This window comes from Castellaniella sp. (assembly GCF_034675845.1).
GTDB lineage: Bacteria > Pseudomonadota > Gammaproteobacteria > Burkholderiales > Burkholderiaceae_B > Castellaniella.
The window spans coordinates 199730-213309 of the sequence record NZ_JAUCCU010000002.1 but is presented as its reverse complement, the minus strand read 5'-3'; the positions used below and the strand labels follow the sequence as shown (position 1 = coordinate 213309).

General features: G+C 58.6%; 17 protein-coding genes and 2 tRNA genes. 5 read left to right on the top strand and 14 right to left on the bottom strand.

Annotated elements, in window-relative coordinates; translation table 11 throughout:
- Positions 1 to 77: 77 nt before the first annotated feature.
- From VDP81_RS12610 to VDP81_RS12585, 6 genes are all read right to left on the bottom strand, one after another.
- On the bottom strand, positions 78 to 425 hold the full coding sequence (locus tag VDP81_RS12610) for an FAD-dependent oxidoreductase (RefSeq protein ID WP_323012515.1): 348 nt from the start codon (positions 423 to 425) through the stop codon (positions 78 to 80).
- Positions 425 to 2428 carry a LodA/GoxA family CTQ-dependent oxidase gene (locus VDP81_RS12605; RefSeq protein ID WP_322997178.1) on the bottom strand — a complete coding sequence of 668 codons (2004 nt, stop codon included), beginning with the start codon at positions 2426 to 2428 and terminating at the stop codon, positions 425 to 427. Before VDP81_RS12605 ends, VDP81_RS12610 begins: the two co-directional genes overlap by 1 nt.
- A 12-nt stretch (positions 2429 to 2440) precedes the next feature.
- Positions 2441 to 2626: a hypothetical protein gene (locus VDP81_RS12600; RefSeq protein WP_322997177.1), complete on the bottom strand. Its 186-nt coding sequence runs from the start codon at positions 2624 to 2626 to the stop codon at positions 2441 to 2443.
- Positions 2627 to 2808: 182 nt separating this feature from the next.
- A complete protein-coding gene (locus VDP81_RS12595; protein WP_323012514.1) occupies positions 2809 to 3525 on the bottom strand; it encodes an LrgB family protein in 717 nt (238 codons plus the stop codon).
- 3 nt (positions 3526 to 3528) lie between these two features.
- Positions 3529 to 3888, bottom strand: a complete 360-nt coding sequence (locus VDP81_RS12590) for a CidA/LrgA family protein (RefSeq protein ID WP_322997175.1) — start codon at positions 3886 to 3888, stop codon at positions 3529 to 3531.
- Between the two features lie 38 nt (positions 3889 to 3926).
- Positions 3927 to 4172 carry a hypothetical protein gene (locus VDP81_RS12585; RefSeq protein ID WP_323012513.1) on the bottom strand — a complete coding sequence of 82 codons (246 nt, stop codon included), beginning with the start codon at positions 4170 to 4172 and terminating at the stop codon, positions 3927 to 3929.
- 327 nt (positions 4173 to 4499) lie between these two features.
- On the opposite strand from VDP81_RS12585, the gene VDP81_RS12580 reads away from it, so the two are divergent.
- The 5 genes from VDP81_RS12580 (at position 4500) to VDP81_RS12560 (ending at position 7103) form a co-directional block, all read left to right on the top strand.
- Positions 4500 to 5489 carry a virulence protein RhuM/Fic/DOC family protein gene (locus VDP81_RS12580; RefSeq protein WP_323012512.1) on the top strand — a complete coding sequence of 330 codons (990 nt, stop codon included), beginning with the start codon at positions 4500 to 4502 and terminating at the stop codon, positions 5487 to 5489.
- Between the two features lie 107 nt (positions 5490 to 5596).
- A complete protein-coding gene (locus VDP81_RS12575) occupies positions 5597 to 5941 on the top strand; it encodes a TrbM/KikA/MpfK family conjugal transfer protein (protein ID WP_322997172.1) in 345 nt (114 codons plus the stop codon).
- Complete coding sequence (locus tag VDP81_RS12570; RefSeq protein ID WP_322997171.1) at positions 5833 to 6276, top strand: transposase; 444 nt, start codon at positions 5833 to 5835, stop codon at positions 6274 to 6276. The genes VDP81_RS12575 and VDP81_RS12570 overlap by 109 nt, the downstream gene beginning before the upstream one ends.
- A gap of 157 nt (positions 6277 to 6433) precedes the next feature.
- Positions 6434 to 6817, top strand: coding sequence for a type II toxin-antitoxin system RelE/ParE family toxin (locus tag VDP81_RS12565; RefSeq protein WP_322997170.1), 384 nt, complete (start codon positions 6434 to 6436; stop codon positions 6815 to 6817).
- Entirely contained in the window at positions 6801 to 7103 is a 303-nt protein-coding gene (locus VDP81_RS12560; protein WP_322997169.1) for a DNA-binding transcriptional regulator, read from the top strand. Before VDP81_RS12565 ends, VDP81_RS12560 begins: the two co-directional genes overlap by 17 nt.
- 789 nt (positions 7104 to 7892) lie before the next feature.
- Here the strand turns inward: VDP81_RS12560 and VDP81_RS12555 are convergent.
- The 8 genes from VDP81_RS12555 to VDP81_RS12520 all read right to left on the bottom strand — a co-directional run bounded on the left by VDP81_RS12555 (position 7893) and on the right by VDP81_RS12520 (position 13527).
- Positions 7893 to 7977, bottom strand: a tRNA-Leu gene (locus tag VDP81_RS12555).
- 42 nt (positions 7978 to 8019) lie between these two features.
- Positions 8020 to 8487 (bottom strand): preprotein translocase subunit SecG, encoded by a 468-nt coding sequence (gene secG, locus VDP81_RS12550; RefSeq protein WP_323012511.1) that lies wholly within the window; start codon positions 8485 to 8487, stop codon positions 8020 to 8022.
- A gap of 21 nt (positions 8488 to 8508) precedes the next feature.
- Entirely contained in the window at positions 8509 to 9258 is a 750-nt protein-coding gene (tpiA, locus tag VDP81_RS12545) for a triose-phosphate isomerase (protein ID WP_322997153.1), read from the bottom strand.
- Between the two features lie 68 nt (positions 9259 to 9326).
- Positions 9327 to 9411: transfer RNA gene (locus VDP81_RS12540), tRNA-Leu, on the bottom strand.
- 54 nt (positions 9412 to 9465) lie between these two features.
- The gene (locus VDP81_RS12535; protein WP_322997152.1) at positions 9466 to 10755 is read right to left on the bottom strand and encodes a TRAP transporter large permease; all 1290 of its coding nucleotides are present in this window, start codon (positions 10753 to 10755) and stop codon (positions 9466 to 9468) included.
- A complete protein-coding gene (locus tag VDP81_RS12530; RefSeq protein ID WP_322997151.1) occupies positions 10752 to 11321 on the bottom strand; it encodes a TRAP transporter small permease in 570 nt (189 codons plus the stop codon). Before VDP81_RS12530 ends, VDP81_RS12535 begins: the two co-directional genes overlap by 4 nt.
- A 12-nt stretch (positions 11322 to 11333) precedes the next feature.
- Complete coding sequence (gene dctP / locus VDP81_RS12525; protein ID WP_322997150.1) at positions 11334 to 12326, bottom strand: TRAP transporter substrate-binding protein DctP; 993 nt, start codon at positions 12324 to 12326, stop codon at positions 11334 to 11336.
- A 25-nt stretch (positions 12327 to 12351) separates the two neighbouring features.
- Positions 12352 to 13527, bottom strand: a complete 1176-nt coding sequence (locus VDP81_RS12520) for a CoA transferase (protein ID WP_323012510.1) — start codon at positions 13525 to 13527, stop codon at positions 12352 to 12354.
- Between the last annotated feature and the right edge of the window lie 53 nt (positions 13528 to 13580).

Here is a 13580-nt window from a genome sequence, read left to right as displayed (position 1 = left end):
AGCGGCTACAGCTGACAAAGCGTCCGCCCGCCATGATTTGAGCGCCTGCCACCACGGCACGATCACGCAGGGCCTGATCAAAGAGCAGCCGATCGACACACTGACCGTGCTGACTGGGGGTGTAAAAAAAAATCCGTCACCTCAGGCTGCGGTCCTGACCACACAGAGACATTGCCGGCAGTCCGAAAACAGGCCTGCGCCTGACCAGGCGTATCATCCAAAGGGCCTAAAAATTGCCGGACCAAGCCCATCGCCCCAGGGGCGATGGATTCACCAAGCTTGAAGCGCGGCGCGGTGCGCGGCTCGGCCAGCAGCACCCGCCAGCCAAAGCCAGCCAAGGTGATCGCAGCGGCGCAGCCCGCCGGCCCCGCCCCCACGATGACAACATCCCAGGTAGCACCCAAGGCGGGCGCACCAGCAGACATCAGCTGGCTTTGCCCGGTGGTGGTCGATCCAGGGCCGGATCGCGCTCTTGTTCCACGTAGACGACCTCGCCGTTATCCAGCAAGAACTGACCGTCCGGCGTCTTCAAGGGCAAGACCATACCCAATTTAGGCCAGGCGTACAGCATCTGATCATAGCCATCGGTAGATGACAGGGGTTCGCCGGCTTCGTCGTACCCCCGGAACCATTCGCGGTGGGTGCGATCCTGGGTCTTGCTGTCGTACTGGAACACGATATCCGGGCGCTGGGTAGGCCACCACGCCGTATTGCAAGACCAGAAATCCCCCTGCCAGGGGCTGGACATATAGGCGCTGAGTTCACCTGGCTCGATATCCGACGCCACCCGAAAGGCACCGGCGAATTTATCGCGGTAAATAATCAGGTACGGAAACTCGATGCCCGGGTGAAATCCGCCGCCAATGGTGGGTTCCAGAGCAGCCGCATCCAAAGCATGCGGCTGCTGGTCAACGGGCAAGCCATCCAATGCCAGCGGTGCCTGCAAGGAACCGGTCTGGAAATTGCCATCGGCCCAGTCCTTCAGATGGCGTAACTGCCAGTCCGTCAAGCTGAGAAACTGATTGGGGAAGTTATCCCCCAGTTGCTGGTTTTGCAGGGGCTTGCCACCCGAACCCCAGAGCTTGGGCATCTTGTGCTCGTCGGTCTTGTCGGCGAACTTCGGATCCTGCCAACTGGTGGGCCGCAAAGGCGGCGCCGGCAGCAGTGAATCCACCAGACGGCTACGCTGGCCGGCAGAATGCCGCATCAGATCGTAGATACGTTGGCGCAAAGGCTTGAAGTCATCACCAGGATTGGACAAAGCCGTGACATAAGCCGGACTGAGTAAATTACCCGGCTGTTTGGGCCCATGCGCCAGGTTTTTTGTGCTGGCATCCACCCCGGCAGCCTGGGCGCTGACCCAGCCATAATTCACCGCCTTGGAGAACAAGGGATAAACATCCCGATAAAAATCGGTCTGCTGGCCCGTATAGGGATAGGCCTCCGGGAAGGCCTCGTAGACTCGGTCGAGGATAGACACGACATGCATCATGTGCGGGGCGTATTTTGGAGGTGCCGTCACCACCCATGCGCCACGCAAGGGATTGCGGGTGCCTTCGTCAGCAGCGGTTTTCACGCCATCCCGCGTACTCAGCACTGTGCCGTCCGCCAGGGTGACCGTCACATCGATCTCGCCCCCGCAGGTGTCATCCCACCAGCCTGGAATATTGAAGTATGCAAACTGATTGGTCAGGGGGTCTGTGCCGTTATCCGGGCCATTGGGCGGATTGTGAAATTCGCTGGGGTTGGACAGCGCGACCTTGGGGGTAGTGACACATTCGGCCTTACCGGGCGATGCGATGAACAGCAGGCGGTCTGCCTTGTCCAGCCGCAACTGGCCCAGTTCGATGCCGTGCGCGGGGGTATAGGTGACATCGACCTCCTGGTTGATGTCGGCCGGGGTGTACCCCTCGAAGCGCAAAGCGCCGGGCAGCTTGCCCTTATCGATACCCGTAAAGACATCGCCCTTCATGACGACGGCCTGGTCCTGTCCCGAAGCAATCGTATGAACGCCTGGGTCAATGATCAGCTGATTGCGCTGGCCGGGCTTCAGGCCGGGCTGGATGCCGGCATTCCGCAGTTTATCGGGATCAAATAGGTAAGCGCCTTGAAAAGCATAATTGGCGGCTTTCATATTGCGCACATGAACGCGCCAATGCAGGGATTTGACCTGATCAGAATCAGTGGAGAGTTCACCGATGACCTGGTCATTGGCATCGTAGGCATAAACACGGTAGCGCTGTGCCTGGCGTTTCAGGCGCATATCAGCATCACGATACGTGCCGCCCTCAGGCCCAGGGCCGCCTTGCCCGCCAGGATCAGCCACCACGCCGGGGGCTTCGGGGCCGATGAAAAATTCGTCGCTGTCGCCCATGCGGGCCATCCCGATACCAGGATGAATACGAATGCTTTTAATGGCAGTAGACATAGATTTTTCCAATCAGGACTTGCCGGACACGACAGTCCAGTCAAACAGGTTATCGGACACCACCACATAACGGCTGTCGGCATGGCCGATCGTGGCCTGAATACGCCCTGACTGCCGGGACTGCCGATAGACCACAAAACCACCGCCAAACCCGGCCTTGATGGATTTTTCAATCTGAGTGGAAGTTACCTGGTCCAATGCCCCGCCAGACCTGTCTGTCGACCAGGCTGAAGCCAACCTCGGGACTAGTGATATACCTGCCGTTCCCCCACAGACCTGCATAAAGGCCCTGCGCCTGATATTCATCTTGTTCTCCTGGTGTCAGCATGCATTAAGCATCCATATTATGGGCATGGATATTATGGCAGATTGTCATGACACTACAACTCGAACAACCACACCACCAGCGGAATCAGAATCGCTGCCAATGCACTGTGCAAACCCATGCCCAGTCCGGCAAATGCGCCCGCCTGATCGTTATGTTCAAACGCGCGCGCCGTGCCAATCCCGTGTGCGGTCACCCCCAAGGCAAAGCCACCGGCGATCGGATCTTTCTTGATCAGGCGCCCCAGCAGCGGTACGCCAAAGGCAGCGCCCAGCACACCTGTAATCACGACAAACACCACGGTCAGTTCGGCGCTGCCGCCAATCTGGTCAGAGACCCCCATCGCGATCGGCGTGGTGATGAAACGCGGCAACAGCGACAGCATGATGGCGCCATCCACCCCCATCACCCAGCACAGCGCCACCGTAGACAAAATCCCGACCAACGACCCCACCAGAAGGGCCACCAACAGCGGTACCAGACTGCGTCTGAGCGTGGCCAGTTGCTGAATCAGTGGCACGGCCAATGCCACGGTGGCAGGGCCCAGCAAAAAGTGAATGAATTGCGCCCCCTCGAAATACTGATCGTAATCCGTGCCCGTTAGCAGCAGCAAGCCGACAATGGCCCCAATGGACACCAGGACCGGATTGAATAAGGAGAAATTTCCGGCGGTTGCATAAAGCTGTTTTGCCAACCAGAACACCGTGACGGTCACCGTTAACCAAAGCAGTGGCTGCCTGGCCAAATACACCCAAATCACATCAAGCGGCATGCCTTACTCCTGTTGGCCACTGAGGCGGGTACGCCCCAATAGCCAGTGCAGCGTGAATGCCGTCACGACCAAAGTAATCGCCACTCCCAGCACCAACACAATGGCAACCCGCCCTGCCTGATCGGCCATCTCATGCCAATGCGCAATAACGCCCACCCCTGCTGGCACAAACAGCAGCGACAGATTTTCCAGAATCGACTGTGTCGTGCGCAAAAGAGGTTTTGGAACCCTGCCACGCCACCATAAATAAATAAACAGCAGCAACATGCCCACGACCGGCCCCGGTAATGGAATATGCGTAAATTGCACCAGCAAAGTGCCTGCCAGCTGCATCAGCAACAGTGCAGCAATCGCGCCCACCATGATCTTTTATCCTTTACTCAGCTACGGCATCAAGCCTGTCATCCCTCAGGCGGATATGAATGAGCCCTGATAAAAAACAGATTGACAGCACCCGGCTCAATCGAGAACAGCCGCCGTGACGGAGCTTCCGGCGTTCCAGGGTCCAGCACAACCGTCGCGGCTCCGTGACGGTGCATATCTGCCTCGATCTTGAAAGTCTCGCCATCAGGCAGCACCACCCGAATATGCGATGTATCAAGCCGCTGCCCATCAGCGGTATAAAACTCAAGCGTTGTATCCGCCATTGCGCTTTCCTTTTCTCCGTCTGTTTCACGCAGAGTCTGACAGATTCAGCAGTAAGAGGGCAATATCCGAACGCCTGGCCCGCCCCATCCATATGGGGACACACTCCCAGGCCTTCAGGTCGACCCTGAAGATCTGCTGATGCAACGCTTCTGTGGGTCAGTCTTCACATACCCAAACAGATACCTAAAACGTGAGGCTTGGCTTTTTCCCCGGCCAAAAAGGTCGCGCGCACGCGCCCTGCTGCCGAAAGGTACGTTATAACAGGCTGGTTTCGTAGGAAAGCCTTTTCCTATGCGGACACTACCCCGTGCCCTACCGGAGACCCCATGAACGATGAACAGCAGCTGGTGATCTTTGAAGGTGACGCCGGGCAGGTGGAAGTGCGGCTGGAAGGGGAAACCGTCTGGCTGACCCAACGACAGATGTCCGATCTATTCGACACGACGCCTGAAAACGTGTTGATGCACTTGAAAAACATTTACGCAGCCGGCGAATTGACCGAATCGGCAACTGCTAAGGATTTCTTAGCAGTTCGAACCGAAGGCCGCCGTCAGGTACAGCGCAACCTCAAGCACTACAACCTCGACGCCATCATCTCCGTGGGCTACCGCGTGAATTCAAGCCGCGCTACGCATTTCCGCCAGTGGGCCACCCGCACCCTGCGCGAGCACCTGACGCAAGGCTACACCCTGAATCGCCAACGCTTCGAGCAAAATGCAGCCGAACTGGAAGCCGCCCTGACGCTGGTAAAGAAGGCTGCAGCCGGTGATGCCCTGACCACCGACCAGGGACGCGGTCTGGTGGACGTGATCGCTCGATATACCCACACATTCCTGTGGCTGCAGCGCTATGACGAAGGCCTGCTGACCAAACCATCTGGCAGCCCTGGCGGCACGCTACCCTCGCCTGTCGAGGCCCGTTCCGGCATTGCACGACTGAAGGCCGATCTCATGAGCCGCAGCGAGGCCACGGCCTTGTTCGGCAACGAGCGTGAGGACGACTTTGTCGCCACCTTGGGCAATCTGGACCAAACCGTATTCGGCGAACCCGCCTACCCCACGGTGGAATCCAAAGCGGCCCACCTGCTGTACTTCATCATCAAGAACCATCCGTTTTCGGATGGCAACAAACGCATCGGCTCCTATCTGTTCGTCGATTTTCTGGCCCGCAACGGTCGCCTGCAACGTGATGGCGAGCCAGTCATTAATGATGTCGGTCTTGCTGCCTTGGCTTTGTTGATTGCTGAATCCGACCCGAAGGCCAAGGATGTGATGATTCGCTTGATCGAGAATATGCTGGCGCCCAGCCAGAGCTGAACACCTGCGCGACTGGTCCTTCAAGCGCCAGCTGATGCTGGACGAATTGGCAGCATATCGCTGAGCGAGGGAGAAAACTATTAGCCGCACGCTCTTCCTGACCGACAGTGCAGAAGCGGATTTGGCGGTGGATTCCACTAACCCACCAACCGAGCACACAACATCCTGACCACTCCTCGGCCCGATTGCGGCCTGGTGAATGCAGCCCATCGCTGGAGCACTATTTCGGCATCAAGCGCTTCAACCGTCACGGCCTGGACTGGGATGCCACCGTTGCCGCCCGCCGGTCCTTTCTGGGCCAGTGTCCGGCAGCAGCTGATCCCGGCATGCCGGAGCGGGGGCCTTGGAGCAGTCCAGCATTCTGTTGCAGGACACCGGCATCAGGCCCAAAGCGGTCTATGCCGATCTGGGGTATCGGGGCGTCGATGCGGAGATCCCGGAATACGCCCTGAAGCATCGAGGGAAATTCAAACGCCTGACGCCCAAAGAGCAGCAGTTGCTCAAACGCCGCCAGGCGATTGAACCGATCATCGGGCACCTGAAAAGCGATCACGGTATGAACCGCTGTCATTTAAAGGGGCAAATTGGGGATGCCATCCATGCGGTGCTGTGCGCGGCAGGTTTCAATATGAAATGGCTGCTGCGCATGATTGCCCGAAAGGGCATCCGCCCTTTTTTTGTTCCTTATTTTTTGGCCTGGATCTGGCAGCGGATCCAGAAATTATCCCTATGGGGTGAGCTACCCCGCCAGAATTCGTGGCCTCAGATCGCCGGAAATCCGGCGTGATGGTGAGAAATGAATTCTTCAGGGACGACCAATTCACGAAACGGCGGAAATGACAATTGATGCATACGAAGCCGCACTGGAGCTGGGCAATCCGTAAACTACAGCCACCTGGCAATAGAAAGCCATACCCGTATCGGGTATACTCAAAGGAAGCTTGATGGGCTTGATTCTGAAGAGAAAAGACTTTGCTCATTGGCAGTCGGCAGAAAAACTGCCAGATTCTGCGCTATGCAAGGCCGTCGAGGAGATGGAAAGCGGTCTGATCGATGCCGATCTGGGCGGCATGCTCTACAAAAAGCGCATTGCGCGGCCAGGCGGCGGCAAAAGTGGTGGATTCCGTACCCTGCTGTCTGCCAGGATCGATGATCGGTATGTATTCCTGCATGGGTTCGCGAAAAGCGACAGGGCCAACATCACGCAGGACGAAAAAAAGGCCCTCCAATACGCTGGCAAAGTCTTCCTGGAACTGCCAGCACACGCCTTGTCCAAGGCACTGGAATCCGGGGTATTACTAGAGGTGCATTGTGAGCAAAATCATTGAATCCCTGCGCGGCGATCTGGCCACGCTTCACAAAGCCGGGGCCATCGACAAAGTGACGATGCGCGAATTCGATGCCGTCTGCCCGCCGCCCGTGCACGATCTCACACCCAGCGACATCAAAAGCCTGCGTGAAAAACTGAAATTCAGCCAGCCGGTGTTCGCGCACCACCTGCACACCACGGCATCGACCGTCCGAAAGTGGGAGCAAGGGGATACCCGCCCAACAGGCCCGGCACTGAAGCTGCTGAACGTCATCGCAAACAAGGGACTACAGGCCATCTTGTAGTCATTTCCCCGCAACCGCGCCGGCTTGGTGGAAATCCGCTGGCCTATTGGTGTGCATCAGATGTTCAGACGGTGCCCGACTGGTGTCGGCGTGGTGTATCGCCGGTGTGTCTACGGTGTTGCCAGGCGGTACCGCTGGTGTATGAATGGTGTCCCCCACCACTCTGGCTACCGTCTACGCGCCATTCGGCCACAGGCGTGGCCGCCGTTCTCCCTGACGGATCAATGGCTTGCACCATTCCAGTGCCCTATCTGTCCTACATCGCCAAAACCGGCCATCTCCTGGCAAGCCATTGACCCACAACGCCTTTCCCCTCCCCGCCAGGGGTGCGTCATGTGTGGGACGTTTAAGGCCACAAAGGAGCGCAGCGAATTTGGGGACTGAACGGCCCAGCCTGACCGGAAACCGGACAGGCAGCGTCACAACACGGGGCCCCAGGCGAAGCCTGGGAACAGGCCTGGCGTATCAAATCTCGGGCGATGGGGTACCGGACGGCAACACGACAAGATGAAGGCCTTGTCCAGATGGCAAGCTATAGGCGGCATCTCGCGGCTTCGCCTTGCGGGCTGCCAGGTCAGATAATTGTTTGGCGATTTTGGGCATGTCGGGTCTTTAATTGGGCCATCCTTGGGTATGTGAGTTTTAACATACCCAAACACATACCCAAAAACGTGGGATTGTCTGACCCGCCCTGATTCACACAGACATGAAAAAACCCGCAAGAACTTAATGTTCATGCGGGTTTCCGGTACTTTCTGGGCTGTCCTGGAACAGCCTGATTTATATCTGTGGTGCCGTCGACGAGACTCGAACTCGTACAGCTTTCGCCACTACCCCCTCAAGATAGCGTGTCTACCAATTCCACCACGACGGCTTCGCCTACTGCGAAAGACGCAGATTCTAGCATGAAGACAGATTATTTGCTGTCGCCAGGTTTTTGATCCCCGGGCACCGACGGCACGGAGGCAGCCGAATTGGCCGCTGCAGGTACGCTGGCATCAGCGGCCGGCTGACTGGATGGCACGGCAGGAACGGATGGCACCACCGAGCCCAAATTCGGAACAGCACTGCCTGTCGGCGGCACAGGGGCTTCTTCAGACGACATAAAGCCCTGCATGATGCCGGATTCCAGCGGCGCGCCACTGGGGTGGTGCGACACCCAGGCCAACCCCAAGGTGGCGGCAAAAAACAGCACGGCGGCCCATTTGGTGGCACGCGACAGGAAGTTGGCGGCACCAGCCGAACCAAACACACTGCCTGCTGAACCACTGCCAAAGGCGGCGCCCATATCGGCACCCTTGCCTTGCTGCAGCAGGACCAGCAGAATGACCAACAGAGAAGAGATAATCTGCAGTGTCAGCAGGACGGAAGAAAACAATTGCATGATGTAAGGACTCCGGGAGTCTTAAGCGACCGCAGCCGCGATATTCAGGAATTCGTCGGCGATCAGGGCCGCACCCCCCACCAGGGCGCCGTCGATATCCGGCTGGGCAAACAGCGATGCCGCATTGGCGGCCTTGACGCTGCCGCCGTAAAGAATGCGGGTATTCGCCGCCCCGTGTCGGGCCAGTGCGGCACGCACGAATGCATGGATGGCCTGGGCCTGCTCGGGCGTGGCGGTGCGCCCCGTGCCTATGGCCCAGACGGGCTCGTAGGCAATGACCAGGCGCGCCAGGGCCTCAGCCCCCAGTGCCAGCACCGGAGCCAGTTGCTCGGCGATCACGGCTTCGGCCTGGTCGGCGTCACGCTGAGCCAGGGTCTCGCCCACACAAACCACCGGCGTGATGCCTGCGGCCAGGGCAGCAACCGCCTTGTCGGCCACCTGGGCGCTGGTTTCGCCATGTAGCGCACGGCGTTCGGAGTGCCCGCACAGGGCCCAGCCAACACCAAAATCAGCCAGCATTGCGGCGGAAACCTCGCCCGTATAGGCCCCACGATCATGGGCGCTGATGTCCTGTGCACCCCAACTGATCACAGATCCGCTCAGGGCCTGGCGCACCTGGGCCAGATAAGGAAAAGGCACACAAACCGCCAATTGGGCAAGCCCTGCACGCTGCACCCCAGCCACCAGACCATCCAGCAGCGCGGCATTATCTGCCAGGCTGCCGTGCATTTTCCAGTTGCCCATGACTAGGCGCGTACGAGGTTGATCCATGGGATGCTTGCCTGTATAAAATTTAAATCAGGTAACTCTTGATTGTAGCGTGTTTGCCAAATTTATAGTGGTGCTCCCAGCCGGAATCGAACCGGCACGCCCGAAAGCGAGGGATTTTAAGTCCCTTGCGTCTACCTATTCCGCCATGGGAGCCTTGCGCAAGGCCAACATTGTACCCGTATGCGCTCAACGTCGAAGCTGCCCCGTTTATTTATTCCCCATCATCGTCCTGGGTAGCCAAGTGGCCAATTCAGGCACCAGCAACACCAGGATCAGCACCGCCACCATCAAACCGATATACGGCAAGGAGCCCCGGATAATGGGCGCTAGTGTCGACCCCGTAATCGCCTTGATGGTAAATAGATTCATGCCCACGGGGGGTGTGATCAGGGCGATTTCCAGATTGATCACCAGTAACACGCCATACCAGATCGGATCGATGCCCAGCTGATGCATGGCCGGCAAAATCACCGGCGTTGTCACCAGAATGATGGAAATAGACTCCAGGAACATCCCCAACACGACGATCAACAACATCAGGGCAATGATGAAGCTGATGGCCCCCATGTTCATGGCGGTCAGGGATTCCACAATTTCTTGCGGAATCCGCATCTTGGTCATCACGTGGCTGAATACCGCCGCCCCCGCCAGTATCATGAACAGCAGGGCCGACAGGCGGCAGGCCTCTTGGGCGCTGGCCCATATATCGCGCCATCCCACCGTCCGATAGATAAAGACGGTGACCAGCAAGGCCAACCACACCCCGGCGGCGGCGGCCTCGGTGGCAGTAAACACCCCCATGTACATGCCGCCCAGCACGAACACCGGCAAGGCGATCGACCAGACGGACTTGCGCAGGGCCTGGCGCATCTCTGCCCAGGATGCCCGCGTATCCCGCTGCACGGCATTACCGGCCGATGCGCACTGAAACATGACCCAGGCCATGAATACCAGGGCCATGATGAGCCCCGGCACAATGCCGGCAATGAACAGGCTGCCAATGGATGAGTCCGTGGTGATGCCATACAGAATCATGGGGGCCGAGGGTGGAATCAAAATCCCCAATGTTCCCCCAGCCGCCACGACGCCATAGGCGATTTTCGGGGAATAGCCATAACGCAGCATCTGCGGAATGGCGACGGCGCCGATCGTCAGCGCTGTGGCCACGCTGGATCCTGAAATCGCGGCAAACACCGTGCAGGCCATGATGGTGGCCACCGCCAGCCCTCCGGGCAGATGGCGCGTAAAGGTATAGGCGGCATCGTACAGGTCATCTACGATCTTGCCGCGGATCATGACGTGTGCCATGAAGGCAAATAAGGGAATAGCCACCAATAGATACTGGTTGAGCTCGGTAAAGATAATGCTGGCCAAAGATCCCAGGTTGCCTTGCACGGCCAGCAGCATGCCGCTGCCAAACAGCGTCAGTCCGGCAAAAATAGGAATCCCTGTGAACAGCAGGGCCAACAAGGCCAGCAGCATGAAGAAAATAGTCATGCGACACCTGTCAGCGTAGAGGGCGCAGGACGCTGAGCCGACACCGTTAAGACGCGCCACAGCAGTTCCAACGCCACCAACCCCAGCAATACCCCGCCCACGGGCAGGAACAGCTGCAAGGCCCAGATGGGGATTTCCAGTTGGCCTTCCGTCAGTTGCCCGATCATGTGGGCCAGGGCAACGGCCTTCCAGCCATTGACGATCAGCCCCCCCGCCACCAGCAGCACCGACAGGCAAGACCAGGCGGCAGCCCAGCGCGCCATGCGTGGCGACAAACAGCCCACCAGCATGTCCACCCCGATGTGTCCATTGCGCCGCAACACATCCGGGGCAGCCAGCATGACCAGGGCCGTGACGGAAAAACCGACCAATTCGTCACTGCCCAGCAAGGCCGTGGAAAATACATAACGCAGCAGCACCGCTGCACCAATCAACAGCAGGTCAATGATGATCAGCGCCGACGCCAGCCCCAGGGCCAGCCGACTGAGCCAAGCCACCACGCACGCAAAGCGGCGCAGGCCGGGGCCGTCAAGATCGAGATTGGGCAATTCGGAATCTGCACTCATGCTTATGCCTATTTACATGGCCTTGATCAGATCGATCAGTTCCTGACCCTTGCCGCGCGTGGAGTTCAGGAACGATTCCAGCACCGCAGGCTGCATGGCGCTTTTAAAGGCTGCTATTTGCTGCGGGCTCAAGGCCACGGCCTGCATCCCGGCCTGATTCAGCTGGGCCAGTTCCTCGGGATTGATGTTCTCGTCGGTAATGATGGATTCCTGGGCAGCCTTATCCGCCGCACGGGTAATGCCGCCGCGCACGTCCTCTGGCAGACCATCCCACCAGGCGGGGTTGACCACCAGATTGTCATAGACCAGCACGATGGGCGAAGCCGCACCGAATTGCTGTACTTCATAGTATTTGCGCGAATAGGCCGCCTTGGTGGCCGTCACGGCGGCATCGACAACTTTGGTCTGCAAGGCCTGGTAGACCTCTGAACCCGCCATCGCGACCGGCACTGCCCCCATGGCGATCAGGCCCGCATCAAACAAGCGGTTCAAGCCGCGCATCTTGACGCCTTCGAACTTGGATGGCTCGTCCAGCAACTGCGTGGATGACGTAAACATCAGGTCATTGGTGTCCACCATCCAGCTGATGTTGCGCACCCCTTTTTCCAGCATCTTCTGATCCAGCAGCTGTGCTGCCTTGGACCCCAGGAAAGCCTTTTGCTGGGCGGGCGCACTCATCAGATAGGGAATCTGCGTCACGGCGATTTCGGGCAAGCTGCCACCCCATTGGATGGACAGGATCAGGGCAGATTCGATCTCTCCACCTGCCACGGCGGCATGATGCTGGGCCGGACGATACAGCTGGGCAGCGCCAAACAGCTGGACTTCGACCTTGTTGCTGGTTTCCTGAGCCACATCCTTGGCGAATTGCTCCATGCGCTGTGCACTGGGGTGGGAGGGTGGAAACTGATGGCTGACACGCATGGTGTAATCAGCTGCCTGAGCCAAGCCCATGGGCAAGGCCACGGCCAAAGCCACGGATAACAGTCGGGAAGTCAATTTCATGGGATGGTCTCCAGTCAAATAAAATTCAGGCCACGCATCCACGCGCCTGGGCAATATCAGCAGCACTCAGCCCCAGGGCCGACAATACCTGATCGGTGTCCCGACCAGGCGCAGCCACGTCACCTGCGGCATCCAGCAGTCGGCCATCGACTTCAAACGGCAGGGCCGGGGCCCGAAACGAAGAACCATCGGCACAATGCGACTGCAGCAAGCCGCCGGGACGCATAACGTGAGGGTCATCATACATATCGCAGGGCCGGGCCACCGGCGCAAACGGGATACCCAAGGATTCCAGTCTGGGTCCCAGAATGCTCATGTCGATGCCGGCAATTTTTTCGGCCACCAGCGGAATCGTCCACTGGCGAGCCCGAATGCGATCCATTCGGGTCTTCAGGCGCGTATCGTGCAGGAAAACCTGCAAGTTCAGTTCCAGGCACATGGCATGCCAATGGCCTTCGGTGACGACGCCGAGAAAATACGGCTTATCGTGCACATCATTGAAAATATCGTAGATCGGCCAGGAGAATTCGCGTTCCGGCATGGGCGGCGGGTTTTCGCCCTCTAGTTCGTACTGGACCATATGCTGCGCCACCAGCAGCAGGCAGTTCTCGAACAGGCCTGTGCGCAGGGCGCGTCCCTGGCGGGTGTGCTGACGCTCCAGCAGAGCCGCCAGCACAGAAAATGCCGCGAACAATCCACCCATGATGTCATTGGCCGATGAGCCCACCCGCAGGGGGCGCCCGCGGGGGCCCGTCATGTAGGCCAGGCCAGTCATCATCTGTACTGTCTCATCCAGTGCGGTGCGCTGCTGGTAAGGGCCGGATAAAAAACCCTTGCAGGAAGCAATGATCAACTGGGGATAGCGCGTGCGCAACTGGGCCGGGTCGGCCCCCACAGACTGCAGAGAGCCATCCCGGAAATTCTCGACAAAAATATCGGCGCCCGCCAGCAGGCGATGCAAGGCATCCTGCCCGGCCTGGGACTTCAGATCCAGTTGCACACTGAGCTTGCCACGATTGCACAGTGGAAACATGGGCCGTCCCATGCCCCCCAGGTTGCGGGTCTTGTCCCCGCCGGGCGGTTCGATCTTGATGACCTCGGCACCCAGAAAGCCCAGGAACATGCCGCACGACGGCCCCATGATCATGTGACTCATTTCGATAACCCGTAGGCCGGCCAGCGGTGCAAATGTCTCGTCCATCTTTCTGATTCCATCCTCTGGCGAGGAAGGTTAGCATTGATTAATCAATCAGA

Bases quoted from the DNA above. Each gene is read 5' to 3' on its own strand.
- tpiA (WP_322997153.1), bottom strand. From the start codon at position 9,258: ATGGATCAACCTCGTACGCGCCTAGTCATGGGCAACTGGAAAATGCAC.
- VDP81_RS12605 (WP_322997178.1), bottom strand. From the start codon at position 2,428: ATGTCTACTGCCATTAAAAGCATTCGTATTCATCCTGGTATCGGGATG.
- dctP (WP_322997150.1), bottom strand. From the start codon at position 12,326: ATGAAATTGACTTCCCGACTGTTATCCGTGGCTTTGGCCGTGGCCTTG.
- VDP81_RS12520 (WP_323012510.1), bottom strand. From the start codon at position 13,527: ATGGACGAGACATTTGCACCGCTGGCCGGCCTACGGGTTATCGAAATG.
- VDP81_RS12565 (WP_322997170.1), top strand. From the start codon at position 6,434: ATGGGCTTGATTCTGAAGAGAAAAGACTTTGCTCATTGGCAGTCGGCA.
- VDP81_RS12580 (WP_323012512.1), top strand. From the start codon at position 4,500: ATGAACGATGAACAGCAGCTGGTGATCTTTGAAGGTGACGCCGGGCAG.
- VDP81_RS12610 (WP_323012515.1), bottom strand. From the start codon at position 425: ATGTCTGCTGGTGCGCCCGCCTTGGGTGCTACCTGGGATGTTGTCATC.
- VDP81_RS12585 (WP_323012513.1), bottom strand. From the start codon at position 4,172: ATGGCGGATACAACGCTTGAGTTTTATACCGCTGATGGGCAGCGGCTT.
- VDP81_RS12535 (WP_322997152.1), bottom strand. From the start codon at position 10,755: ATGACTATTTTCTTCATGCTGCTGGCCTTGTTGGCCCTGCTGTTCACA.
- secG (WP_323012511.1), bottom strand. From the start codon at position 8,487: ATGCAATTGTTTTCTTCCGTCCTGCTGACACTGCAGATTATCTCTTCT.
- VDP81_RS12590 (WP_322997175.1), bottom strand. From the start codon at position 3,888: ATGGTGGGCGCGATTGCTGCACTGTTGCTGATGCAGCTGGCAGGCACT.
- VDP81_RS12595 (WP_323012514.1), bottom strand. From the start codon at position 3,525: ATGCCGCTTGATGTGATTTGGGTGTATTTGGCCAGGCAGCCACTGCTT.
- VDP81_RS12530 (WP_322997151.1), bottom strand. From the start codon at position 11,321: ATGAGTGCAGATTCCGAATTGCCCAATCTCGATCTTGACGGCCCCGGC.